At 57.5% G+C, this 24912-nt stretch carries 20 protein-coding genes and 5 pseudogenes; 11 read left to right on the top strand and 14 right to left on the bottom strand.

Going from position 1 to position 24912, the window contains the following annotated elements; genetic code table 11:
- Positions 1 to 1161: 1161 nt before the first annotated feature.
- The 5 genes and pseudogenes from ABH944_RS30570 to ABH944_RS30555 form a co-directional block, all read right to left on the bottom strand.
- Positions 1162 to 1596 (bottom strand): annotated as a pseudogene (locus tag ABH944_RS30570) (transposase); the annotation flags it as partial.
- Positions 1597 to 2224: 628 nt separating this feature from the next.
- Positions 2225 to 2452, bottom strand: coding sequence for a group II intron maturase-specific domain-containing protein (locus ABH944_RS30565; RefSeq protein WP_404611005.1), 228 nt, complete (start codon positions 2450 to 2452; stop codon positions 2225 to 2227).
- A gap of 694 nt (positions 2453 to 3146) precedes the next feature.
- Positions 3147 to 3224, bottom strand: a pseudogene (locus tag ABH944_RS44650) (IS6 family transposase); the annotation flags it as partial.
- Positions 3221 to 3697 (bottom strand): carboxymuconolactone decarboxylase family protein, encoded by a 477-nt coding sequence (locus tag ABH944_RS30560; RefSeq protein ID WP_404611006.1) that lies wholly within the window; start codon positions 3695 to 3697, stop codon positions 3221 to 3223. The pseudogene ABH944_RS44650 and the gene ABH944_RS30560, both read right to left, overlap by 4 nt.
- Positions 3694 to 5127 carry an aldehyde dehydrogenase family protein gene (locus tag ABH944_RS30555; RefSeq protein ID WP_404611007.1) on the bottom strand — a complete coding sequence of 478 codons (1434 nt, stop codon included), beginning with the start codon at positions 5125 to 5127 and terminating at the stop codon, positions 3694 to 3696. Before ABH944_RS30555 ends, ABH944_RS30560 begins: the two co-directional genes overlap by 4 nt.
- A 99-nt stretch (positions 5128 to 5226) precedes the next feature.
- Between ABH944_RS30555 and ABH944_RS30550 the strand changes: the two genes are divergently transcribed.
- Positions 5227 to 6123, top strand: a complete 897-nt coding sequence (locus tag ABH944_RS30550; RefSeq protein WP_404611008.1) for a LysR family transcriptional regulator — start codon at positions 5227 to 5229, stop codon at positions 6121 to 6123.
- Positions 6124 to 6349: 226 nt separating this feature from the next.
- Here the strand turns inward: ABH944_RS30550 and ABH944_RS30545 are convergent, their stop codons facing one another.
- Complete coding sequence (locus ABH944_RS30545) at positions 6350 to 6640, bottom strand: helix-turn-helix domain-containing protein (RefSeq protein WP_404611009.1); 291 nt, start codon at positions 6638 to 6640, stop codon at positions 6350 to 6352.
- 625 nt (positions 6641 to 7265) lie between these two features.
- Here ABH944_RS30545 and ABH944_RS30540 point away from each other — a divergent pair.
- The 5 genes and pseudogenes from ABH944_RS30540 to ABH944_RS30520 all read left to right on the top strand — a co-directional run.
- Positions 7266 to 7451 (top strand): annotated as a pseudogene (locus ABH944_RS30540) (hypothetical protein); the annotation flags it as partial.
- A 119-nt stretch (positions 7452 to 7570) separates the two neighbouring features.
- Entirely contained in the window at positions 7571 to 8206 is a 636-nt protein-coding gene (locus ABH944_RS30535; RefSeq protein WP_404611010.1) for an SRPBCC family protein, read from the top strand.
- 72 nt (positions 8207 to 8278) lie between these two features.
- A complete protein-coding gene (locus tag ABH944_RS30530) occupies positions 8279 to 9577 on the top strand; it encodes a cytochrome c (protein WP_404611062.1) in 1299 nt (432 codons plus the stop codon).
- The gene (locus ABH944_RS30525) at positions 9574 to 10062 is read left to right on the top strand and encodes a (2Fe-2S)-binding protein (protein ID WP_404611011.1); all 489 of its coding nucleotides are present in this window, start codon (positions 9574 to 9576) and stop codon (positions 10060 to 10062) included. The genes ABH944_RS30530 and ABH944_RS30525 overlap by 4 nt, the downstream gene beginning before the upstream one ends.
- Entirely contained in the window at positions 10059 to 12338 is a 2280-nt protein-coding gene (locus tag ABH944_RS30520; protein WP_404611012.1) for a xanthine dehydrogenase family protein molybdopterin-binding subunit, read from the top strand. Before ABH944_RS30525 ends, ABH944_RS30520 begins: the two co-directional genes overlap by 4 nt.
- A gap of 78 nt (positions 12339 to 12416) precedes the next feature.
- On the opposite strand, the gene ABH944_RS30515 is transcribed toward ABH944_RS30520, so the two are convergent.
- The 4 genes from ABH944_RS30515 to ABH944_RS30500 all read right to left on the bottom strand — a co-directional run bounded on the left by ABH944_RS30515 (position 12417) and on the right by ABH944_RS30500 (position 16544).
- The gene (locus ABH944_RS30515; protein WP_404611013.1) at positions 12417 to 13451 is read right to left on the bottom strand and encodes a fumarylacetoacetate hydrolase family protein; all 1035 of its coding nucleotides are present in this window, start codon (positions 13449 to 13451) and stop codon (positions 12417 to 12419) included.
- A 127-nt stretch (positions 13452 to 13578) separates the two neighbouring features.
- Entirely contained in the window at positions 13579 to 14772 is a 1194-nt protein-coding gene (locus ABH944_RS30510) for an MFS transporter (protein WP_404659588.1), read from the bottom strand.
- Positions 14773 to 14850: 78 nt separating this feature from the next.
- Positions 14851 to 15720, bottom strand: coding sequence for an NmrA family NAD(P)-binding protein (locus ABH944_RS30505; protein ID WP_404611015.1), 870 nt, complete (start codon positions 15718 to 15720; stop codon positions 14851 to 14853).
- A 110-nt stretch (positions 15721 to 15830) separates the two neighbouring features.
- Positions 15831 to 16544, bottom strand: coding sequence for an SDR family oxidoreductase (locus tag ABH944_RS30500; RefSeq protein WP_404611016.1), 714 nt, complete (start codon positions 16542 to 16544; stop codon positions 15831 to 15833).
- 105 nt (positions 16545 to 16649) lie between these two features.
- Between ABH944_RS30500 and ABH944_RS30495 the strand changes: the two genes are divergently transcribed.
- Positions 16650 to 17555, top strand: coding sequence for a LysR family transcriptional regulator (locus tag ABH944_RS30495; RefSeq protein ID WP_404611017.1), 906 nt, complete (start codon positions 16650 to 16652; stop codon positions 17553 to 17555).
- Positions 17556 to 17750: 195 nt separating this feature from the next.
- Here the strand turns inward: ABH944_RS30495 and ABH944_RS30490 are convergent, their stop codons facing one another.
- The gene (locus tag ABH944_RS30490) at positions 17751 to 18251 is read right to left on the bottom strand and encodes a winged helix-turn-helix domain-containing protein (protein ID WP_404611018.1); all 501 of its coding nucleotides are present in this window, start codon (positions 18249 to 18251) and stop codon (positions 17751 to 17753) included.
- A 552-nt stretch (positions 18252 to 18803) separates the two neighbouring features.
- Here ABH944_RS30490 and ABH944_RS30485 point away from each other — a divergent pair.
- Positions 18804 to 18968 (top strand): annotated as a pseudogene (locus ABH944_RS30485) (IS6 family transposase); the annotation flags it as partial.
- A 112-nt stretch (positions 18969 to 19080) separates the two neighbouring features.
- On the opposite strand, the gene ABH944_RS30480 reads toward ABH944_RS30485, so the two are convergent.
- Positions 19081 to 20262, bottom strand: a complete 1182-nt coding sequence (locus tag ABH944_RS30480) for an L-dopachrome tautomerase-related protein (RefSeq protein ID WP_404611019.1) — start codon at positions 20260 to 20262, stop codon at positions 19081 to 19083.
- Between the two features lie 971 nt (positions 20263 to 21233).
- Between ABH944_RS30480 and ABH944_RS30475 the strand changes: the two genes are divergently transcribed.
- Positions 21234 to 21554 (top strand): DUF4148 domain-containing protein, encoded by a 321-nt coding sequence (locus ABH944_RS30475; RefSeq protein ID WP_404611020.1) that lies wholly within the window; start codon positions 21234 to 21236, stop codon positions 21552 to 21554.
- A gap of 957 nt (positions 21555 to 22511) precedes the next feature.
- Here the strand turns inward: ABH944_RS30475 and ABH944_RS30470 are convergent.
- On the bottom strand, positions 22512 to 22808 hold the full coding sequence (locus tag ABH944_RS30470) for a hypothetical protein (RefSeq protein ID WP_404659585.1): 297 nt from the start codon (positions 22806 to 22808) through the stop codon (positions 22512 to 22514).
- Between the two features lie 141 nt (positions 22809 to 22949).
- Here ABH944_RS30470 and ABH944_RS30465 point away from each other — a divergent pair, with 141 nt between their 5' ends.
- Both ABH944_RS30465 and ABH944_RS30460 read left to right on the top strand, forming a co-directional pair.
- On the top strand, positions 22950 to 24083 hold the full coding sequence (locus ABH944_RS30465; protein WP_047898346.1) for an IS701 family transposase: 1134 nt from the start codon (positions 22950 to 22952) through the stop codon (positions 24081 to 24083).
- A 197-nt stretch (positions 24084 to 24280) separates the two neighbouring features.
- Positions 24281 to 24412 (top strand): annotated as a pseudogene (locus ABH944_RS30460) (IS3 family transposase); the annotation flags it as partial.
- 65 nt (positions 24413 to 24477) lie between these two features.
- Here ABH944_RS30460 and ABH944_RS30455 read toward each other — a convergent pair.
- The gene (locus tag ABH944_RS30455; RefSeq protein ID WP_404611022.1) at positions 24478 to 24837 is read right to left on the bottom strand and encodes a hypothetical protein; all 360 of its coding nucleotides are present in this window, start codon (positions 24835 to 24837) and stop codon (positions 24478 to 24480) included.
- Positions 24838 to 24912: the final 75 nt, after the last annotated feature.

Below are 24912 nucleotides of genomic sequence, written 5' to 3'. Positions count from 1 at the left end.
TGATTTCGCATCAATTGTCCGCACACAGTGGTGGGTCAAGGCGAGAAATCGCGGGCGGGTGTCTGCATGGCTTGTCTCCGGATCATCATTGTGGGCACGCTCCCAGGCCGTTTGGATATTTCTGAAGAAACCGGCTTAATCTTGAGCGTGCATCTTATGTTGAGGCGATAGTAGAGCAGGAGCGATTCGGATAACAATATTATTTGAGGACACGATCAATATCATTGAACATATTAGTGCGTCCTTGCTTGCACGGTCTCTTTACCGGACGAAGGATGCAGAAATGAAGCAGCAGGCCGTTGCGCAAAAAAACACCGGCGTCCAGTCATCAGTCGCAACCGTTTGGCGACCGTATTGTGGCGGTTGTCAGCCCATGCACTAAAAATCGTGCATAGGAAGGTCTGAGCAACCGGAATTTCTCTTTGGATTCCGACGTAACACACTTCAGGTGAAGGTCGCATTGATTCCTCTTCCATCGCTGAGTCCGACAAACCGTTCCGGGCAACTGCTTTCTCGAAGTGTCACCTGGCCGAGGCTTTGTCGCGCTTGCCGCGCAACGGGAAATCAACCATATCGACGGCTCGGCATCTAACCGTGCCATAAAGTATGAGGTCCAATCCGCGCGAGTTTAATGCATTAGCCTTTGCATAAGTCGTGGTCCAAGCAATATTCGCAGTGTGGCGACCGAATTCGGGACATGGCGTTGCGCGCGCTGGACCTCCGCGGGGATATAATCCAAAGGAAGGACGAGCAGCGAGAGTTTAGCGCCGTTTTTTCCGTCTCCGCGGGAGCCAGTACCCAGGCACTGTGCCATCAAAAAGCCATGTCGATTCTCCAGCGCATCTTTGTGAAGAACACGAGTTGCTCAAGCGTTGCGTTTGCGGGTGGCGTGCTCATAAAGTATTTGATCCGTTCGACGTCACTCTCGGGTCATTCGCTGAAGAGCCATTCCTCTGCGTGAACCGAACTGCTCCAATTGTTCCTGTGTGCAGGCCGTACACGTACGGCAGCGACAAGCGATGACAATGCGGTTTTAGTGCCTTCGCGCCAATTGACATTTCGATAAGCTGCTTGCGGCGTTTGCATTGCCAGTGCTTTGGCAGAAAGAGGCTCGTAACCTGGAGCACGGCGTAGCAGCGTCGGCGGCTTACTTCACCCGCTTCATGGCTTGAGTGATAGAGGAGCCATTCCAGGTCCCCACACGAAAGTGCCCGGCCGAATGCCCACCGCGTATAGCAAGCCCGTTTGCGTCAATCCATCCAGAAAGGCAGTTTCGTCGCCATAGTTGGGGGCAGTCGGTACAACCTTTGGTCGAATATCTGACGCAATAGCCTTATGCAGTTGCGCTAGCGCTATTTGAGTTTTGGTTTCGAAGATCTGGTCTTCAGGAATGCCTGCACGTTGCGTGCAACTAGGATCGTCGATCCATTCATGAGGAAGATAGAGCTATGGCAATGAGCAAGCTACCGCGCTGCGAAGCGAGCGAAGACTTACCGCTACCTCGCAATTATCTTGCTTGCCGAGTTGACCGCAATATTGACGGGCCACGCAGATAGAGCGCTTGCCTTTCATCGGAAAACCCGTGTCGTCGATGATCCAGTAGTAGCCAGCCTCATCGGCTGCGTATGTCGCCAATGCAGAAACATCCCTTTTGCGCACGCATTACATCAGTGCCGCATCTGACCAATCCGCTTTGGCTACAAAGTGATGAACCGCCTGGTATTTCGCGCGTTCATGTATCGGGTCGATACGCGCCACGATCGGCTCTTCGCTCCTGCGTGACACGGTAGAACAAGCCCAGTGCAAAAACCCCTTAGGCCGGCGATCCGATCGGAATGACCCAACTCCTGCGCTAAATGACCAAGATACCTGTCGAATTCGTCGACATTTTCGCTCATTATTTAAGCCCGCGAGTCACGGTGTCTTTATTATAGTAGACGTAGTATTTTATGGCACAGTAAGCGTATTGGTCTCTCTATTCATCCTTAATCCTGAGTGGAGTAAGAGACAGGGCGTTGCGAGCTATCTCCCTGCCTCTCCTCCTCGTAGGGTCGAGAACTGGCCCGCGCATCGGTAGGCGCCGGTGGTGATTCACCTGCTTTCGCCACGGCCCGCAATCCAGCAACCATAGTCGCGTTTCCAACTCCAGCTACGTCGAACGCAGCTTGCCGATTTCCGGCACTACGCTCTCCTCTTTGCTTCACCCCAAGGGTTACGAGACCTATCACGCTGGAGATCCTTTTGGCGCGGCAGTTAGACGAACCCGGTATCTATCAAACAGCTTCAATTCTTCATAAAGCAAGCGCCTACTCCACCTCTCCCAACCGAAGCCCCGTCGATTCCGAGATCGACCCATGTGGCATTGAATCTTCTTTTCCATCCAGTCTTTGATGAAGCTGAAGCACTCGCTGGAATGTCCAACAGCGAAGCAATTCACCCAACCGCGTAACACTGGATTGGCCGAGGTGGAATAGCCGTATCGGTCGGATTTGAGCTACCCATGCTGCCTTCACGCTCACGGTTGCGGGCTCAGCCCTCGGAGTTTTTAATTTTTTAGGCCACATCTACGTTCACTTTTGTTACGGCCCGACGACTCGCGCATTCCCCAAGAAAGTGCCTGTCGATAGGCTTCAAGGTCCTGGTTTCCCGCCACCCCGCTATCCAAGCTACGAGGCCTCTGACTTCTATCCCCGCAGGACTGACTCCCGCTGGACACGCCAGCCTTCAGTGGACGCACAACCGGACTTGCACCTCGCAGCGCATCCGGCTCTCCATTACGGTGTTGCTCATCACAAAGGCGACATCGGCATAGCGCGACTTGATGCTACTGCGTGTCTCATCGCGCGGGATGTACGGATTCTCCGTCGGAGGTACTCCAAATAAAACGACCGTTACGACCGGTAAAATGGATAAGCTAGTCGAGAAGTTTCCCATTGAGAGGAAACCTTATGGATTGGAGTGGACAGCATTCCATACGAGGGGCACAGCGGCATCCTTGGAAGTCGAGCTTCGTAAGGTCGAACTGACCCTTGCGAATACCATACATCACCTTAAGGTCCGAAACCGCGCGGCACTCCTGAACCGTTTGAAACCGGGCATCACGTTCGTTTTGGACTTGATGTGGCGATGGTCCTGCTCGATCAGCGAACACAGAGAATGATGATGATCTCCCGATCAAAATGGCGTCCACTGAACAACTCCTCCAGATTCTTCAGCTTGCTCATCGCGAGTCATCGGCTCGTTTTGCTCCGGCAACTCTGACCGATTCGCCGGCCTTATTTGCATTGGAGCCGCGCTCGCTTCCTACAGTGCCTCGTTCGAACTCAAGCGCTTCGAGCACCTCTGATGTGGCGTTGCTGGCAGTGTGCGCTGCCGGAAAACCTGCATATACAGACGCCTGAATCATCACTTCCTCGATTTCGACCACGCTTAGACCATTAGTCAAAGCGATGCGGATGTGGTTTTTCAGCTCGTCGCGTTGGCGCAGCGCAATCAGGATGCCGAGCGTCACCAAAGAGCGTGCACGACGATCGAGGCCTTCGCGTGCCCACACGCTTCCAAATACGAAGTCCATCGACAGGGCGGCCATCGACGAACCAAACGTTCCACTGTCGATCGAGGCCTTTATGCTCCGAGCTCGCTCAGCCCCGCGCATCTGCTCGTATGCAGCAAGGCCTCGTTCCATGGATTCCTTCATTGCGGCTTCAATCCTACTGCGCCGAGTACGGCCTTGGTCTCAAGAAACGCTTCGAGTCCAAATGTTCCGTATTCCCGCCCGATGCCGGACTGCTTGAAACCGCCGAACGGCGCAAACGGTTCATGCGGCGCGCCGTTTATACTCACGCGGCCAGCTTCCAGCTGCGACGCCACAGCGCGCGCCCGGTCGATATCTGATGAAATCACGTACGCGTGCAACCCGTAGACAGTGTCGTTCGCCATCCGGATCGCCTCTTCCTCGCTGCGATAGGTAAGAATGCACAGCACCGGTCCGAAAATTTCTTCGCGCGCAATGCTCATGTCGTTCGTCACGTCTGCGAACACCGTGGGTTTCACGTAATAGCCGGCTAGCCCGTCTGGATGTCCTTCGCCGCCAATCACGAGTGTTGCGCCTTCTTCCACGCCGCGCCGGATATATCCCTGCACCCGTTCATATTGCCGCTGGCTGACCATTGGCCCGATTGCCGAATCAGCGTCATGTAAGCGACCGACCTTCACCGCCGACACTGCTTCTTTCGCCAGCCGAATTACATCCTGAAGACTGCCCTCCGGAACAAGAATGCGTGTACCCGCAATGCACGCCTGCCCGCTGTTCTGGAATCCGGACGTGACTGCGAGCGGCACTGCTATCTCGAGATCGGCGTCGTCAAGAATCAGCGTCGGCGATTTTCCGCCTAGTTCGAGCGTTACCCGCTTCATCGTGTCCACGCCAGCTCTCAAGATCGACTTACCGACCGCAGTGGACCCTGTAAAGGAGATCTTCGCGATATGCGGGCTCGCACTCAGTTCCGCACCGACGACATCGCCGCGCCCCGTCACGACGTTGAACACACCTGCCGGCAGACCCGCGTCGTGCAGTGCTTCGGTGACAATCTGCGTCTGGATTGCACTCATTTCGCTTGGTTTGACGACTGCCGTGCAGCCCGCGGCAATCGCCGTTGCGAGCTTGTTGCAGATAAAACCGGCGTTCGCGTTCCATGGTGTGATCAGCGCAGCGACGCCGACCGGCTCCATCACCACTTCCGTCGACGCAATCCGTCGCGTGAACGAATACTTCTCCAGCGTGTGTGCCATGTGCAAAAACGACTCGGCGGCGTAACGCGCTCCCCAACCGGCACGCGTCGCGGGCGCGCCATATTCCTCGATCGTTGCGGCGGTGAGGCGATCGACATTTGCGAACACGGCTTCATATAGGCGCTTAAGCCACGCAATGCGCTGCTCCTTGCTCGTGCGCGAAAATGCCGGAAATGCACGGCGCGCGGCGGCGATCGCGTCTTCTGTGTCCTGTGCGTCGGCAAGACGTACCCGACCGATTACGTCGCCTGTCGAAGGGTTGTAGAGGTCGAACCACTCCTGTCCGTGCGGTTGCACAAACTGGCCGTCGATATAGATACGCTCAATGCTATACATGTATGCTCCAATCAAATGTTCATGGCTCTCAGCATAGTCAACTGCATCGGAGTTGATAAGTCGGATAAACTTGCATGATGTGATCCGAAAATCGGGACAATGTACAAATCAGGGTTGATCGAACTGGAGGTCGTGCTCGCCGTCGCGCGCCTTGGAGGATTTCGTGTGGCGGCTCGCGAACTGGGCATGTCGTCGACGGCGCTAAGTCGCGCGATCGCACAACTCGAAAATCGACTGGGTGTACGGATCTTCAACCGGACCACACGTAGCGTCGCGCTTACCGAGGCTGGCGAACAGTTCGTCGTAGCCGTTGGTCCAGCCCTGTCTGAAATCCAGCAGGCGATGTCCGCTGTCAACAGTCGCCGCGCAACGCCAACAGGCACCTTAAGACTGAACTGCGCGGTCGGCGCTGCGCGAGCTATCCTTGTTCCCGTCGTATTGGAATATCTGCGTCGTTTCCCCACGATGAGTGTCGACATCGTCACCGAGGCGCACTTCGTCGATATCGTCAGCAAGGGGTTTGATGCCGGCATCCGTACCGCCAATGATGTACCTCGCGACATGATCGCCGTGCCGTTTGGCGGTGCATTGAATTTTTCCGTCGTCGCAGCGCCATCATATTTTTCCAAATACAAGAAGCCGCGCACACCAATGGATCTGATGTCGCATCAATGCATACGAGCGCGCTGGCCGAGCGGCACGCTGTACCGTTGGGAGTTCGAGCGACGGGGCGAGAAACTCGCGCTCGACGTACCTGGCGATCTGACGGTCGATGACCCAACGTTGATGCGCGACGCTGCGATCGCGGGCGCGGGCGTCGCGTATCTGTGGGACGCACCCGTCGCGGACGAACTCGCGGCGGGGCGGCTTGTTGCCGTGCTAAATGACTGGACGGTCACCTCGGCCGCTTTGTGTTTGTACTACCCGGATCGGCGCAACGTGTCGGCGGCATTGCGGGCGTTTATCGAACTGCTGCGAGAACGAATGGACCGTTAAGATCTGCGCGACACACTCGTCCTGGCGCACTGAGATATGTCGGTAATTCATCCGGAACTTACGTCGAATCCGAACATAGTCGCATGTTTGTTTCATGCCGTCAGCAGGAACAGCACCGCCAGCACTTGTCATTAAGTACACGCCACTGCGGCTGTTTTGCAAGGACGCGATCTGTACATAGACCGATGTTCGCGCCGATAGTAAATACGTCATTCGCAATATTTCCCTAGAAGCTCGCGTATCGACGTGGTTCAACTGCAGGGGACACGCAAGGCGCCAGATGAAGTCGCAATGGTCGACAATGGCAGCCCATTTTTTCAGTCGTGACACGTGCATAAGTCGATCCGCTGGCGCGGCAGCGAAGCTGCCTGGGGGGCGCAAGAAACTGGCCGTTCAGGCGTTGGCAGAATTGAGCCCGCTCGGTAGGGGAAAACGCACGCGTCGTGCGGGCCAATAGTCGCAAGCCAAGGATTTCCTCAAGGCGAGCCATCCGTCCGGTTGCCTTCGAAGAAGACATGTCCGTTGATCAGGCAGCCTTACCGAAAGAGCCCGTGTGCATAGTGCGCAAAACAGGCGCATGGCCGCCAACTGATCAACACGCATCCAATTACTCGCTCAGACCGAAAAGAGTCTTCACGTCTTACGCTCTAGGCGACCTATCGTCGAAACCGTATTGTGTGATCTGTTCTCGACATAAAAGGCATTTTCGGTCATGAAACTACGGCACATTCACCCGCTCCGGGCTGCGTATTTCCCGTCTCCCGCTTGGCGTAATAACGTTCGGCAGAGGTAGCGCTGGGTTGCTCGGGCGCGACGAGGTGGCAACCGTGATGGTCGGGGCAAGTTCGGAAGACCAGCTTAGGACCAATCTGCAGGCAGCACAACTCGTGCTCTTGCCAGTGCACCGTGACCGACTCAATCACGTCTCGCAACCAGACGTATCGTTTCCGCACTGGATGCAGCGCTTTCATGACAAAGACCGTATCTGATCCCACAGCAAGCCGGATTCGTGCCCGGAATCTGCGCCGGTTACGCTCGAGGAGGATCTCATGCAGATGACAAACAGGTTGCTCTGCTCAGCGCGGCTGCCGCGCGCGCTCTCCGCATTAGCCAGTCCTTGGTGTTGGAGCGATGTTTCGAACGCCCAGACCGTTGCCGCACCAAAAATCGGCTCAACCGCAGCGACACTCGACAACAGGGTACTGCTCAAGGTTTCCCTGCGGCACGACCAATCCCGCCCACTTGGTGAGCTTAACGCTCGGCTCGCGAAACAGGGGCTCTATAAGGCATTCCTCCCGACTGGGGTCGAGGTGGTCAGTTGGACCGTCGGCTTGGCCGAACACGACAAGGCAAACTGACGGGATGCTAGGCGCACGTCGCGACTGCCAGGCAGGGTCCCGACGAAGCCGCCATTTCTTTTATGTGAGAACGAAGAAAGGATGACACCATGACTGAAGGCGATATTACTGGTCCCCGCACCCTCGCATTGTTGGCGATTGCAGGGGTCGCGCTTGCAGCATTCCCCGCATTTAGCCAGGGCAGCATGTCGCCCCCTGGTCAGCCGACGCCAAACGACGTCAAAACGATGCAATTCGATCTCCAACACCGTTCACACGAGATCCACTGGCCCGAGGGCTTCAATCCGGAGACAGCGGACTTGTTTTCGCATAATGAGACCGTCATCCATGCGTCGTGCGAACGCGTATGGGACAACATTGTCGATGCAACCGAATGGCCTCAGTGGTATCCGAATTCGAAAGATGTCCGCATCATCGGTGACAGTCCCGTCCTCACTCGCGACTCCGTTTTTCGTTGGACAACATTTGGCCTGAAACTGGAAAGCAGAATTCACGAATTCGTTCCGTACACGCGTATCGGGTGGTACGGTTATGTACCAGGTACCCTGCCCAGCTTCTACCACACGTGGTATCTGGCGCCTGCGGGGAATTCCTGTCGTGTAGTGATGGACGAAGTGGGCAAGGGTACCGATGCAGTTCATCTCCGCGAGACCGATGAGAGTCTTATGCACCGCGGCCATGATCTATGGCTTGCTACGCTAAAGTGGGTTTCCGAAGAACACTAATCATCGTGCTGGTGTCATGTTAGACGTGCCGTGAATTTGAGACGACCTCACCTTCGCCCGGGAGTTCTGATGGTGCAAGCTAGAAAGCTCGGTTTGATCATGCTCGGAGTGGCGGCTGTCGTCCTTGCATGTGCAATCCGTTACGCATGGGAACCCTCAATTGAGCCGCTGCTGGCCCCTGTGTCGGCAGGGGCCGACAAGGCGCTGCTCGCCCGCGGCGCGCAGGTCGCAGAAGTGGGTGACTGCATGTACTGTCATACTGCCAACCGCGGAGAGCCGTTCGCAGGGGGCATGCCACTCAATACGCCGTTCGGTGTGATCTACAGCACGAACATCACGCCCGATCCGAATACCGGCATTGGTCGCTGGCCGCTCGATGCATTCACGCGTGCGCTGCGCGAAGGCGTCTCGCGCGACGGCCATCTGCTCTACCCCGCCTTTCCGTATCCGCATTTCACGAAGATGAGCGATAGCGACATCGCCGCGCTCTATGCCTATCTAATGTCACTCGCGCCAGTCAGTGCGCCGGCGCACCCGAACGATCTGCGCTTTCCGCTCAACTTCCGGCCGCTCGTGGCCGGGTGGAACCTGCTGTACCTCAAGACGGGCGAACTTCAGCCGCCGGACAGACCGGAATCGGTGGCATGGCTGCGGGGCCGCTATCTCGTGGAAGGGGCTGGCCACTGTGCATCGTGCCACACGCCGATGAACGCGTTGGGTGCGGAAAAGAGCGGCGAAGCATTCGCGGGCAACCTGATTGACAGCTGGAACGCGCCACCGCTCAATGCCCTGACACGTGCGCCAAAGCCGTGGACCCAGGCACAGCTCGTTGACTACCTGCGTACCGGGCTTGCCTCCGAGCACGGCGCCGCGGCCGGTCCAATGCTGCCCGTCACGCAACACCTGGGCAACGCGCCGGAGTCTGATGTTGAGGCCATCGCCACGTACCTGATGTCGTTGCGACCGCCGCCCGCACCAGTGCAACCTGCGTTATCCCACGAAGAAGCCTCCGCGACGGACGATGCAAGCGCACGGGTCATCCGTACAGGCGGCGCGTTGTTCGCATCGTCGTGTGCCGGCTGTCATGCGAGCGGTGCACCGATGCGCGAAATCGGCGGTCGCCCAGCGCTCGGCCTTAGTTCGGTATTCACCTCCGACGATCCACGCAATGCGATCCATCTCGTGTTGCAGGGTATTCCGTGGAACGGCTCCGGAACTGCACATTACATGCCTCCGTTTGCCGACGTTCTCAGTGACGAACAAATTGCCGACATTCTCGCCTACGTGCGCACCAGGTATGCGCAGCGACCTGCATGGAAGGACGTATCTCGGACGACCGCCACAATCCGCAAGGAGATTTCACAACCATGATTACGCTCTCAGTCAACGGCGTCGAGCACAACCTCGATATTGACCCGACCATGCCGCTTCTGTATGCATTACGGAATCATTTAAAGCTCAACGGTGCGAAATATGGCTGCGGACTCGGACAGTGCGGAGCCTGCACGGTCGTCGTCGGCGAGCGCGCAGTGTTTTCGTGCCTGATACCTGTTTCCGCCTTAAAGAACCGGCCCGTACTGACGATCGAAGGTCTCGGCAAGATAGACAATCCGTCACCGCTGCAAAAGGCCTTCATCGACAAGCAGGCCGCGCAGTGCGGATACTGCATCGCGGGAATGATCATGCGCGCGCAGGCGCTTCTCGGCCAGAAACCCGCTGCTACCGAAATCGAGATTCGCGAACATATGCAGCCTAACCTGTGCCGTTGCGGTACCCACATGCGTATCATCAGTGCCATCGTGGAAGCCTCGCAGACAATGCGTGAACAACACCGCGCGCAGGGAGCCGACGCATGAACGTGCGTATCCGCTTCAATCCAGACGCACCAACGAACCCAGGCCGCCGACGCCTGCTCGTCGCCGGCTCCCTGACCGTGAGCTTCGCGCTGTTTCCTGCTGCGGACGTCTTGGCCCAGCGGGCAACGGAAGACGCCGCACCCGATGCCACCAGCGCCGCATTGGGCGGCTTGCCTGGCAACTTGGCCGGGACGCCCTTACTCGATGCGTGGATACGGATCGACGAACGTGGCGAGATCACCGTGTATACCGGCAAGGCGGAACTGGGCACGGGGATCAGCACCGGGTTTATCCAGATCGCCGCCGAGGAACTTCAGGTTCGTCCCGAAGATATTCACCTGATCACGGCCGACACGGGCTCGACGCCCAACGAGGGCTACACTGCGGGCAGCCACTCCACTGCGGACAGCGGCACAGCCATCATGCATGTCTCCGCTCAGGTACGCGTGCTTTTGCTGGAATCCGCCGGCGAGAAGATGGGGGTGTCAGCCGAACAGTTGCGAATCCGCAATGGGATCATTGCCGCGCCGGATAACCGCACGCTCACGTTCGGCGAAGCCGTTAGCGGTCTCGACCTTCGCCGCAACGCCGAACCGCAGTCACAGTTGATCGCGCCAACTCGACACCACGTCATCGGACAGTCGATACAGCGCATCGACATTCCGGGCAAAGTCACAGGTGGAGCGAGCTATGTGCAGGACATGCGCCTGCCCGGCATGCTCCACGCTCGGGCGGTGCGTCCGCCTTCGTACGGCGCGAGGCTGATTTCCATTGATAGCCAGGTGGAAAGAATGGCAGGTGTCGTCAAGATGGTCCGCGACGGCAGTTACCTTGCCGTGGTCGCCGAGGACGAATGGCAGGCGATCCAGGCGATGCGTGCACTCGAGCGGAGCGCTCTCTGGGAAACGTCCGCGAAGCTGCCGACGCCAGCGACGATCTACGAGACGCTGCTCACGCTCCCACGGCGGGAAATTCAGGTAGCCGAACAACATGGCCCGGCGCAGTCTGCCGTGCGGACGCTACACGGCAGGTTCACGAAGCCGTATCTGTGCCATGGATCGATCGGGCCATCGTGTGCTGTCGCGCATCTTGATCGGGGCAAGCTGACCGTGTGGACGCACGCACAGGGCGTATTCCCGCTGCGCGGCGGGCTCGCGGAGATGCTGGGCATGAAGCCGGAAGACGTCCGCTGCATCCATGTCCCCGGCGCCGGTTGCTACGGCCACAATCCCGCCGACGATGCCGCCGCCGACGCCGCGCTCATCGCACGGGCCGTTCCCGGCCGTCCGGTACGTGTCCAATGGATGCGCGAGCAGGAACATACGTGGGATCTGTTCGGCCCGGCAATGGTGACCGATGTACGCGCATCGCTCAGCGCGACTGGCCACGTGATCGATTGGCAATATGAGATCTGGAGCAATTCGCACAATCAGCGCATCGACAACGCGGGGAGATTGCTCGGCGCACAATATCTTGCGCAACCCCTTGCGCCCGCCCCGCCCAAACCCATCCCGATGCCGGAGGGCGGTGGCGACCGCAACAGCATACCGCTCTACAGCTTCCCGAATTTCAACATCCAGCATCACTTCTTGCCGGACATGCCGCTGCGCGTCTCCGCTCAACGTGGACTCGGCGCTTTCATGAACGTATTCACGATCGAGAGCTTCATGGATGAGCTGGCCGCCGCCGCCCAGGTCGATCCAGTTGAATTCCGGTTGCAGCATCTCGACAACGCTCGCGGTCGCGACGTTATCGAACTGGCAGCGCGGCAGTTTGGCTGGAACCCGAGACGGGCGCGTCACGCCGGCCACGGCGTGGGATTCGCGTTCGCGCAGTACAAGAACCTGATGAGCTATCTGGCGATCGCCGTGGAACTTCGCGTAGTGCCGGAAACCGGAGACGTGCAGATCGAACGAGCCATCGCGGCGATCGACTGTGGCCAGATCGTCAATCCGGACAGCGTACGCAACCAGGTCGAAGGCGGCATTCTGCAGTCAGCCAGTTGGGCAATGTATGAGCAGGTGCAATACGACAGCGAACGCATCCGCAGCTACGACTGGAGCGGCTATCCGATCATGCGGTTTTCGGAGGTGCCGCTGCATGTCGAGGTCCATCTCATTGACCGGCCCGGTGCACCGTTCCTGGGTACCGGAGAGGCGTCGCAAGGACCGACGTCTGCCGCTGTCTCCAATGCGATTGCTGATGCGACCGGTAGGCGGATCCGTGACCTGCCTCTCGCAGCCGGGGGACGCCTACGCGAATTCACATTCAGATAATGACGGAGAGCGAGATCGACCAGATCACCCGTCGAGCCGCGAAAATCGCGAGATGTTTTCCCACCTCGCGTACAGCCATTACGCCAGATCGAACTGCAAGGTGCCCAGTTTTTCTATCGTACTTTCGATCTTGTCTCCTGCCTTAAGCCAGACCTGCTGATCCTTTGGCTTGCCGAGGATAACTCCGGGGGGCGTGCCCGTGAAAATAATGTCACCCGGTTCGAGCGCGAATAGCTTCGACGTATATGCGATCATCGTCTGCGTATTGAAGATGAAACGACTCGTGTTGCTCAGTTGCCGGACCTGCCCGTTGACCCGGGTTTCAAGTGAAAGGTTGTTCGGATTACCAACGAGATCGGCTGACACAAAATATGGCCCGATCGGCGCGAAGCCATCCAGTGTCTTGCCCACCATCCACTGCCCTCCTGTATCCATCTGCAGATCGCGCGCCGAGAAGTCATGACCCACCGCGTAGCCGGCAACGTAGTCAAGCGCGTCTGCTTCGACCACGTTGCGTGCAGCCTTGCCCATAACAATGAGAAGTTCCGTCTCATAGTCAAACCGGTAGGACACTTCGCGTGGAGGCAACCTGATTGTTGATCGATGTGCTGCAAGCGTGTTGTTGTACTTGTTGAACAGTATCGGTACTTTGGGTAAGGCTTCGTGCGTTTCTTCCACGTGCTCGCGATAGTTCAATCCGACGCAGACGATCTTTCCGGGCGAAGTAAAAAGTCTGCCGTATCGTATGGACGATTCTTCGCGGTAAACGGACGCAGCCGCTGGATTGCGAGCAGCGGCTGCGATCAGCGACGTCAATTCCGCTCCATCGCCGCTACGTAACAATGCTTCTAGCGTAACGGGGACGCCCGCGTTAAGCAATGCGTTGGCCTTTGCCACGTCGAGGATCCCATTTGGAGTCTTAACGCCGAGTGTTTCAGAGCCATCTTGCTGATGAATGGACAGCAGCGTAACACCGCGCGGCAATTCAGATGCGCGGGAAGCGTCAGCCAGTGCGGCAGTATTTCTTTGCGCCAACGCAGGCTTTGTTGTCAGGGCCGAGGCGGCAAGAGAAAGTGCACCTACGGTTTTGATCATCGTTCGTCGATTCAGCATGTCAGTCTCCTTGATTAAAGCCAGTCTGCAACCATGTGCGATATTGAGTTCCGCGTTCACAGCGATGACGGCACGGGTACGCCATAAGTTGGCGACTGCATTTCATCGTGTCATCGTGTCAATTGCGTTAGATTTGATTTCCGATCGGCACGGACTTCCTCAGGCATCGCGAGTCAACGCAGATCAGTATCAACGCAGAGAGTGCAGTTGCCATTGCTGCCGCAAACGCACCGGGTATGCCGTAGGATCGTGCAACCGCGCCGGCGCCGGGACCAGCAATCGCAAGTCCCAGATCGAAGCACGCCAGATATGCACCTATCACGAGACCGCGATTTTCGCCCGGCACGCGCCTCATTGCCTCAACGCCGAGAGATGGAAAGACAAGCGAGTAACCCAGCCCTGTGATGGTGGCTCCAGCCAGCGCCGTCAAGGGGGTACCCGCCAATGCAATCAGTCCAAGCCCAATGGTCTCGGCAAAAAGCGAAGCGAGACCCGTTCGATACCCACCCAGGCGGTCAGGAAGTCCGCCCAGAACGAGACGCATCGCAATATAGGCAGCGCCAAAGGCTGCAAGCGTGAAGCCCGCATGAGGCCATGCCGCCATGCTGTAGCGCAGCGGTAAAAACGCGCTTATCGTACCGACGCCGGAAGACGCCAGCGCCATGCCGAGTCCGGGTGCCCATATCATGCGCAACATGCGCAAAAAGGAAGTACGCGCCGCCATCCGTTCGACGGCGAAGGCTTTCCATGTGCTTGCAGTCGCTGCACCAACAAGTGGTGCAAGAACCGCACAAGCAGCAACAGCACTGAAGCCGGCAGCACGATAGAGTACCAACCCCACCGGAGCGCCAACAGCAAGTGCTGCATACATCGCAATGCCTGACCATGCCATCGCTCGGCCTGCGTGTTCGGAACCGACACGACCTATACTCCACGCGGCCAATGCCGTAATGAACAGGCTTTCTGCCAACCCGAGAAGTAAACGCCCAACGCAAAGTAGTGCGAGACTTTCCACCGGGTGCTGAACCAGGACGCCGGCGGCCAGATAAGACAGACCGGCTACGGACGCGAAAAGGAGCCCCACCAGCGAAGTCAGCTTAGGGCCACGTGTATCGGACAGCCGACCGGCATACTGGCGCGTCAGAAGCGTAGCGAGCGACTGTAGGCCAATTACGCTTCCGACAATAAGAGTGCCGAAACCTAATCTTTCATGAACGTAGAGCGACAGCACGGGTAACGGAAGACCAACCGCAAGAAAGCCCAGAAACGCTACCGCAGAAAACGGTATCAGTTTCCAAACAACATGCGTTTTCTTGACCATACGCAGAATCCTGAAACAGTAATAGTGATGGTGGATCGTATGGACGCAAGGAAAATTCATTTGCCGGCCGTTACAACTTTATTGTGATATTCGCTGCATCAACCGCTTCAGTGCTTGATCGATCGTGATAGAACCCTTTCTTATCGCGGACTCGCCGCTGTCGAACTCGATCCATCCTTCGTTGAAGCCATCCAGCATTCGTATGCGTGGATCGGGATTGGACGCCCCCTGCGAGCGGAACAGGTCGGCCCACGCCTGCCTTGGCACCGCCTCGGCACGCACTGGCCGTGCGAGCAGCTTGCTAAGCGCGATCGCGACCTCGGCAGGGGTCACCCGGTGCGGCCCTTCAAGCTCCACAACGCGGCGTGCCGCCTCGTCCCGTTGGAGTAGTTCCGCCGCGACCTGTCCGATGTCCTCCGTGGAAACCATCGGCACCGGCTTGTCGAGCGGTTGCAGAAAGCTGGCAATCGTTCCGGTAGTCATGGCCGTCTGAATGTCGCGCGCCGCATTCTCCATGAACCACGCAGCGCGCAAAAACGTGACGGGTACCGGTAGCACACTGAGGCTCCGCTCCATGATTCCAAGCTTGCTCAGCAGGTTTGACTGTGTCGCCTGCGCGCCGATTGTCGACAGACAGACCACCCTCTGGGGGCGTGTCGCCTCGAGTGCATGACGAATGGACTTCACCATGCTAATCGTCTCGGGAAATCCGTCGGCTTGATCAAAATTCGACGGCAGCATGATAAAGACCCCTCTTGAGGCGTGGAACGCGGTGACCAGTGACTCCTGATCGTCCAGGTCCGCTACACACACCTCACATCCACGCTCCGCCCAGCCGTAGCCCTTTTCCTGACTGCGCACGATCGCGCGAACTGGCTGTCCTGCCACAAGAAGCGATCGGGCCACTGCTCCACCAACCTTACCGGTTATTCCGAGAACCGCAAACATGTGTGACCCTATGAAGAATTGTCGAATAGTGCTGCCATCGTGGGTGCAACAGCAGTATAGAAAGCAGAACCTGGCAGGCAACCGCGGCTGTCCCCACTCGTGCGCATTGCCTACGACTTTCGCGCAAGGCCCGCATAGAATGCGTCGGCGTCGCGGGCGAGCGCGGCCTTGATCTCGGCGCTACGCGCGTCAGCAAACACTTCATACTGTTTATTGGCAACGCCCTCGATCGCGCTGCGTGCAATCGCATCCGCGCTTGTTTTAGGAACGTCCAGGACCGCTGCCATATCCGTTTCGATAAAGCTCGCATAGACGCCCACGACCAGCGTGCCCTGTTCTGCCAATTCCAGGCGCAGCCCATCTGTCAGCGCGCGCTCAGCTGCCTTGGAGGCACAGTAGGAACCGTTCATCGGATGTGTAAACCAGCTGACGACCGAAAGCATATTGACCAGTGCCCCGCCTCCGTTAGCACCGAGCACCGGCGAAAACGCGCGACACATGTACAGTGTTCCGAAGTAGTTGGTCATCATTTCGTCTCGCGCGGCCTCCATCGACGGCGCTGCGATGAACGGGCTCATCCACATGACACCCGCATTGTTAATCAGCAGTGTCACATCGCTGCATTCCCGAGCCGTTGCGATCACAGCGTTGGGGTCTGTGATGTCAAGTGCAACTGGAATCACACCAGGATCCGTGACTCGTGAGGGATCTCTCGCCCCGGCATATACCTTTGCCGCTCCAGCTTGAAGGAGTGCTTGCGCGAAAGCGCGCCCCAACCCGCGATTGGCACCGCTCACTAGCGCGGTTGCTCCCTTGATCTGCATAGCCAGCTCCTGTTTTAACTCGACCTCGCGCAGTATAGGGTTCCTGATCTGATTCAAAAAGCGCATCCGTGTCAAAATCACGGTGACATAAATTCACGGATAACCATGGCCTTCGATACACGTCTCTTGAATGGTATTGGCGTTCTCGCTGCAGTCGTCGAAGGTGGCAGCTTCGTGCATGCCGCAGAAGCGCTCGGTGTAACCGCCTCCGCGATCAGTCGCGCGGTGGCCCGGATGGAACAGCGCATTGGAATACGGCTATTCGATCGCACCTCCCGCGCGGTCAAGCTCACCGACGAGGGACAACGCTTCTACGAGCGCGTCGCGCCGCTCCTAGCCGAAATGGAGGACGCAGCGACCGAGACGGCAGGCTCATCCGTCACAGTCCGGGGGCGACTACGCATTAATGCAGACCCTTGGTTCGCCCGCTTCATATTGGCCCCCAAACTTGAGAAGTTTTTATCGGCGCAACCGTCGCTTCATGTCGAACTGGTGATTCGCGACAGGCTCGGGGATCTGGTAGCGGAGGGTTTCGACGCCGCGGTACGCTTTGGCCCACCTGAAGCGTCGTCGCTCGTGGCACGCCCCCTTCTGAGTACTCGCATCCTGACCTGTAGTTCGCCCGGCTACCTCGCGCGGCACGGACAGCCAGCGCATCCACTCGAGCTCGCTGACGGCCGGCACGAATGCCTGTTATTTCGGGATTCGTCGACCGGTCAGCCATTTCCGTGGGAATTCCATCGCAATGGCGAAGTCCTAACTGTGCCCGTGTCGGGACGACTGATCGTCAATGATCTCGCTACAAAGTTGAGTGCTTGTGCCGCTGGTCTGGGCATCACACAAACGATGGAACTTGGGGCGCAGCAATGGCTCGGCGACGGCAGCCTTGTCGAACTGTTTCCGGAATGGGCTCAGGAACAGCTACCGCTCTATGTCTATTACCCGTCGCGCCGGCTGCCGTCGGCCAAGATGCGGGCATTCCTCGATCTGCTGACCGCGGACATTGGCTAGGAGCGGTCGTCGTGCAAGCCGGAAGACGCGCTTACGTTTGTTTGGAACTTTGGCATGCAGACGTTGTTGTCCTCCATGAATTGGCGATCTCCCCAATCTCCATTCGCGCAAAGCACCCACCAGAGGCCCACAATCTCCATCGGGCAAGACAGTTTCAGATCATTGAGGATTTATGCAGGCCTATATGATTAAACGTCACGAAAGCAGATAACCAGCTCCTCGAATAGCGCGGGTCATCGGACTATCACTAAGCACACCGATTTTCTTTCGTAGTTTTCCAATGTGCACGTCAATACGATTGGTCTGTGGATCGAAATGAAAGCCCCACACGGCCTCAAGGACTATGGCCCGTGTAAGTACCTCATGAACTCTAGCACGCGGATCTGTGGGTTCAAGTGCTATCTCGCGTTGCCGGGCGCGAATCTTCCGCTTGAGAAGATCAAGCTCCAATGCGCCTACCCGTAACATGTTTCCTTCCGACATGATTCGATGACGTCTGCGCAACAGCACCTCAATCCGCGCCGACATCTCCTCATGGAAAAACGGCCGGGTCAGGTAATCCTCGGCTCCGGCGCGCAAGCGATGAACATTTTCATGGATACTCGATATCCCACTAATCACGAGAATAGGAGCTTCCAAACCGATCCTTTGCATCGTCGTGATCATCGTCAATCCGTTGGCGTCGCGAAGCTCCATGCTGAGGGCCACGGCATCATAGTCAGTCGCCAGCGGTCGCCTTCGCTATACCTTCTCGTCCTCTGCGCGCCACATCCACCGCGAAGTCGTTCGCAATAAGCGAGCAAAGAAGAGAGTCCGAGGTCGCCTCATCATCGTCGACGATCAGTATCTTTAGCATCTGTCGTAACCTTCAGTGTTCCACTAACTCAGTCCGGCGCCAAAATACAGCCGACTCGCTCTCCGCATTCTCGGGCACGCCACTGTGGATTCCGACGTGGTGAGTGCAGGTCGATCTGTACATATTTCGTAGTCCCTTAGTTTTATATCGTAGGTTTCCGCGGTAGTGATGTTAGGAGAATGGTGAGGAATCCAGGTCGCATGAAATTTCGAAGTCAGTCTAGAATGAACACTCTGACCGAATGCTGGCCTTCTCATGACATTTCCGTCAGGCGAGAGAGCGGTTCTCGTAAACGGCCCCGCCCGGACTCGTTACAGCGCGATATTTTTTGATCGACGTACTATTTTTTGCATGATGGACTAGGCCTTGACATAAACTTGCCTTGTCCCGAGACACCGCGCAAGATCGTGACCGGCCGGTTACGCAGCTATCTTGTGGCAAAGGCCGGGATCCCGGGGCTGATCAATGTCAAGCACGTCTTCGTCAAAGCTCGTGCCCCGGTTAACAACCGCGCGGAAAAAAGCCACCAGCCTACACGTGAACGCGAGCGACGCGTGGCATCGGTTCACCGAGCTCAGCCAAAATTCATCTGATCTTTGAGGAAAAATCAGTGTACCGAACTACCGCGAGTCCAACACTTTAATGTGACAACGCCTTACCGCAGCATCGTTAATGCGACAAAACCGTGTCGAGCGTCACAGGCTTTGCATCGATCCTAATGCGGAACAATGTATAAGGCTTCTTGCGCAAATCGTGACCATGATGATATGACGCTTCCCGAGGCAATTGGTTAGCCGTGAAGTACAGGTAGCCGTCGTTCCCGACTGACAAGGTATCCGGCCATAGGATGCGCGGATCGTGTGCAATAGTTTGCCATTGACCGTCTGGAAGCCGCCGGCGAATACTGTCGTGCTCATAATCGCCGGCATAGATGGCGCCGCTCGCATCTGCTTCAAGACCATCGGATGCTCCCTTTTCGCCCAGATCCCGCACAGCTGCCGTTACCGTCGCAGGGCTGGCGTTACGGTCTCGCAGGAGCGCGGTTGGCACTGAATACAGATGGCGGCTGGACAACGCTGAGTAGTACAGCGTCGCACCATCGGCTGACAACGCAATGCCATCTGCCGCGGCATGTAACGGTAAGCGTTTTCCGTCAGGACCATCGGTTGCCATCTCTTCGCCCTCCACCACTGGAACGAACGCCGGATCGGCGCTGGTCGAAGGGTCCCCTGACAGCTTGCGCCACCCCTTGCCGCTTGCAAGATCCATAACGATGATTCCACCTGGCCCATGCGACGACGAGTCGGTAACATAGGCAATGCCCTGAGCCCCGAACCTGAAATCGAAACGCACGTCGTTCAGGTAGGTTGTCGGCAGCAACACATTCGGCGGAAAAAGGACCGTTCTAACCACCTTGTCGGTAGCGAGGTCGACGGCGACCAGTTTGGCGCCGCCCTGGATCGGTGCCGCAAATTTCGGTGATGCCGTGTCCAGAATCCACAGCCGCTTCTTCGAGTCAGCTACGACGCTTTGAACGCTAATCAGACTATTGGCGGGATGCGCGGGGTCCACGCGATTGGTCTGTGCGTCCGGATAAGGTACGACCCGCTTGCCGACGATTTCACCGACGGTAAACGGCACATCGTCTCCCCAACGTGGAAAGTTGACGAACAGGCGACCGTCTGGCGCTTTCGTTACACCGGTGGGCATGGCACCGTAGAACTCGAATACCGGTTCAATATGGCCGATCGTCTGTTCAGTGGCAAGCTTGGGCCTCGCGTCCGCAGTTGCCGTGAGCGTTGCTGTCAATCCGAGAGTCACCGCTACCACGGCTTTGCTTATGTTCCTCATGCTTTTCCTGGTTAGATTGTTTTAGCTCTTGAAAAGAACTTCCACAGTGGGTATGTGCCCGTTCGTTTCGTTTGCGTACTCACGGTAACTCAGCCCGGTACGAACGATCTTCCCGGTGATACAAGCGGTCGGCCTCTACCTGATCGACGATTCGTCACGGTTAGCGCGTGCGACTGAGGGATGTGCTTTAGCCGCTGCATGTCCTGGTTACCGGCGGCGGCGACCAGGACAGAAGTAATGGTGCGCAGCGCAAATGCCGGCTGTTTTGCCATCCTCACCGACACGTCCTGTGCCGACCAATGTCCGCATCGTGCAGCAACGTTCCACAGTGTAGGCGTCGCGCGACGACCAGCGGAGTGCCTTTAAGTTAAGGTCAGCGTGACTTCGAGTCAAAGGTGCCGAGGCCTCACGACCAGCATGCTGGACGGAGGCGGCGAAGGCACCGACCATTGCCTGAGAGCACGTCGGCAAAGGACGGTCGCGTGGATGGCAAATCGATCCGTCAAATGGGGTCCGCTTGATTTCGTTGCATTTTACCGGGGTAGCAGCGCTTGGGCGCCATGCGGATTTGCGAAACAGCTCTATTAAAACATCTCATTGATTCAAGCAGTTCCTGTCCGGTCTCTTTCCTTTTGCGGGAACGCCTTTATGGCGGCCTAGGGGTATGGCGAGTAACGCAACCCACAACCCGACTACCTCAAGGCAAAGTGAGTACTTCATGAGCCCAGGCCACCCTCCGACAGCACAGATGAGTGCCGGCCTTTTGGCTAATACCCGCATGCAGAGGGGTTTGCCGCATTACGTTCAGGTAGCACCAGTCTACGCTTCCTCTCAGCTTCCTGGCGATTCGTTCCATGACAATCTGGCATCAATGAGATGACCGCGATGCTATTCCAGTTTCTTCTCCTTTTGTTCAGAATCCATTCCGAACAATACGTTCTTCTCGTAACCCAACCCGAAGGAGATTTGCCATGAACTTCCGCCATCTCACCCTGGTCGTCGCAGCTACCCTCGTCTTTCCGATCGCCAGTCATGCCCAGGAAACCACCTCCGCTCTGACCCGTGCCCAAGTGCGCGCCGAACTCATACAGATCGAAAAGGCTGGCTACCGCCCGGGTAACAACGATCCGCACTACCCTGACGACATCCAGGCTGCCGAGGCCAGGATCGGTGCACAGCACAACACCGCGGCAAACGTCGAAAGCAGTTTTGGGGGCGTCCAGGACAGCTCAACCGCATCGAGCCGCCCCGCCGACGTGCCCGGCCTCGGTTCACTCTACGCGCATCCCTGAAACATCCCCGTCCGGCAGGAAAGGGCATGGTTCAACTGAGAGACACACGCAAGGTGCCGGATGAAATCGCGATGGTCAATAATGGCAGCCGATTTTTTCAGTGGTGGTCCGTGCATAAGTCGATCTGCTGACGCGGCGGCGAAGCTGTCTGACCGTGAGCGCAAGAAACTGGCCGTTTAGGCGTGGCAGGATTGGAGCCGATCAGCGAACGGTCTGCGCGGCTCGGTATGAGCCGCAAGTTCGTCCAAGCGCAAATGGATGAGGCGAACGACGCGCTCAATCACGTGTTCGGTTCAGCCGTCGCCGATGACGAGGCGCTGTTCCAGTTACCGGTGACCATCACCTGGCTGCACCAGGTGATGGTCGGGCTGCAGCAGCTCGTATCGCGGCGTGAGGGAGTTCATGCGCGACCTGCTGGACGTGTCCGTCAGTCTGGGCCGCGCGGCAGGCCGGCGCGATCAACAGTGGGCAGGACCTCCCAGCCATTCGAACCAGCTAAGCAAACATTAGCGCAATGCCAGATCAAAACTGTCCTTCAACACCACCTACGATTCAAATCAGGAGACAAGCAAACTCTCCCTAAACACCCCTGCCCGGCTACGATATCTCTACTTTACTGACGCTACTATATCTGTACTGGCCCCTACAAATTTGGACTCCAACATATTTTCGACTACCTCAGACTTGCTGGTATGTCGATACTCAGATGTCTAACGATGAGCGTCTCCCAACCATCAGGTCTACTTTTCCGACAGCAAGTTTACCGTTCCGAAATAGTGGGAATTTTCGGACTTTCTGCCGCATCCGTGTCCGAACGGGCGACTTTCTGGTGCGTCCCGCTGGGCTGTTCCGACGACGCAACAGGCCTTGCTTTCGTTTCCATCGTAATTTTTTCAGCCAGATCATCGAGCACAGCCGCATCGGAATCGGCCGCCGCCGGTGCGGCTTGTTGGGATGCTATCTTCTTCGCGGCGCCTTCAGCGATTTTATCCGCACGAAGCTCGGCGAATTTACCGTAGTAGGCGTATGAATCTGCTTCCGACTGTGGCCCAGTTTTTCACTCACCTGCAGAAGAATGAGATCCATCTCTTCCTTAGGCATCTGGTCAGCAGTACCCCCGAGCGTCGCCGGCAGCAATCCTCGGGCGATGGCGCAATTTTCCGCAAACTCTGCCCTCAGCCCGTGGCCGCAGACATCCGCGTTCTTCTTAGTAATGCCGATCTTGCGCAAGCAATAATAGTAGGGCGGATTCAACCGGTCGATGCAACACCTTTGTTCCAATACGGATTCGGAGAGTGGAGCTTAGATGAAACGACAAATGAAACCGCGGTTAACACTACAGTCGTAGATTTTTTACTATACTAATGATATTTAGGATAACTAGTAAATAGGACCATGCACTCGACTGCAAAAGCGTGGGAGCACGAGCTGGAGGCGCTGCACCATCGACTCGGAGAACTGTTCAGGCGTCCCGAGCCCCGACAGCGCTCGCTGGCGTACCTCAAGGGCCTGCTGGGCACGGTCGAGCGTAAGAACGGCTGGCAACTCGCCGAATGGATCGGCGAGGCGACACCCGACGGCGTGCAGCACCTGTTGGAGCGGGCACAGTGGGATGCCGATGCCGCGCGCGATGTACTGCGGGAGTATGTTGTTGAACAACTGGGCGAACGTGACGCGGTGCTGATCGTGGATGAAACCGGCTTCGTCAAGAAGGGGCAGCACTCGGCCGGTGTGCAACGCCAGTACAGTGGCACCGCAGGCCGTATCGAGAACAGCCAGATCGGCGTGTTCCTCTGCTATGCCGGGCGTGGCGGCAGCGCGTTTATCGACCGCGAACTGTATGTGCCCAAGGCGTGGACCGATGACCGTGTGCGCTGCGAGGCAGCGGGTATTCCCGAGTCGGTGGAGTTTGCAACGAAGCCGCAACTCGCGCGCAGTATGCTTGAACGGGCGCTGGATGCAGGTGTGCCGTGCGGCTGGGTCACGGGCGACGAAGTCTACGGCGGCGACCGTCACCTGAGGCTATGGCTCGAGTCGCGCGGCCAGTCTTTCGTGCTGGCCGTCGCGAAGAACGAACCTCTATGGTGGCAGGGTCCCGACTACGTACGGGCCGACCAGATCGCCGAAGGCCTGCCGGCACGGGCGTGGCGACGCCTGTCAGCGGGTGCCGGTGCAAAGGGCGAGCGCCTGTATGACTGGGCACTGACCCCGCTGTGGCGCTTGCAGATCACTACCGAAGAGCGCCGCTTCGGGCATTACCTGCTGGTGCGACGCAGCCTGGATGAGAAACGCGAGCATGCGTATTACGTCGTGTACGCGCCGCGCAGCAAAACCACACGGCAAACCCTGGTCAACGTCGCGGGCCGCAGGTGGGAAATCGAAACCGGCTTCGAGGCGACCAAAGGCGAATGCGGGCTCGATCAATATGAGGTACGCCGATGGCAGGGCTGGTACCGCCACATCACGCTGGCCTTGCTGGCTCATGCCGTGCTCGTCACCCTGCGGGTGCGCGGCAAAAAAAACACCTGAAGGTTCAATGCCGCTCAGTGTGCAGGAGATTCGCCGACTACTATGCCGCCTCCTATGGCGCGGCGCTCACTCTGTCGAGTACGTGTTGTCGTGGTCGCTATGGCGTCGCAGGCATCAACACCGCGCACAGCAGTGCCACTACAGGCGACGCGGCTGCGTACCGCCAGCTTCCTTACATCTACGGCTGTAGTACTAAGAAATTCCTCAGCATCGATGAGCTGCAGGCCGGACTGAAAGACTACATCCGCTACTACAACAACGATCGAATCAAGCTAAGATTGCGAGGTCTCAGCCCAGTCGAGTATCGAAAGAAATATAAGCATCACTAACGTCAACCTGTCCAAGCTTTGGGGTGCAGTTCATACGACAGTGGGCTCAACGGAATTGGTTGCATTCATTGCCATCCCCATCCGAACCGATGTTCCTGCAACGCATGGCGACATACTTGAAGCATCTGCTGAACGACCGTACTGGCCGGGTTCAACTTCATGTCGCTCGTGAAGAGACCCTGAACGTCAGCTCGTTTTAACGCAATGCCTACGCCGCGCAGATCGCGCCGTGCAATTTGCAACACTAACTGCCCAAGGCAAACTCGGTCAAGCCACTGCAGGCTCAGCCAGTTGCGCGACAGCCACGACCGGCAGGAGATCATGATAAAGTCCACTCGCCAATCACTGGTCAACGCGTAAGTCGCGGCCTCGGTCGCGAAGAGATAGCACAGCAGCTCACCGCGGGCGTCGGGCAAGAGGCTCATTTCATGAATTCTCATCCATCCACCTTTACAATAAAACACCGGCAGACACTAGCCAAAATCTAGCGTTTATTCGGC

The organism is Caballeronia udeis (genome assembly GCF_044909315.1).
Taxonomy (GTDB): domain Bacteria; phylum Pseudomonadota; class Gammaproteobacteria; order Burkholderiales; family Burkholderiaceae; genus Caballeronia; species Caballeronia udeis_A.
The sequence above is the reverse complement of the archived record's forward strand: the minus strand, read 5'-3'. Positions and strand labels throughout refer to the sequence as shown.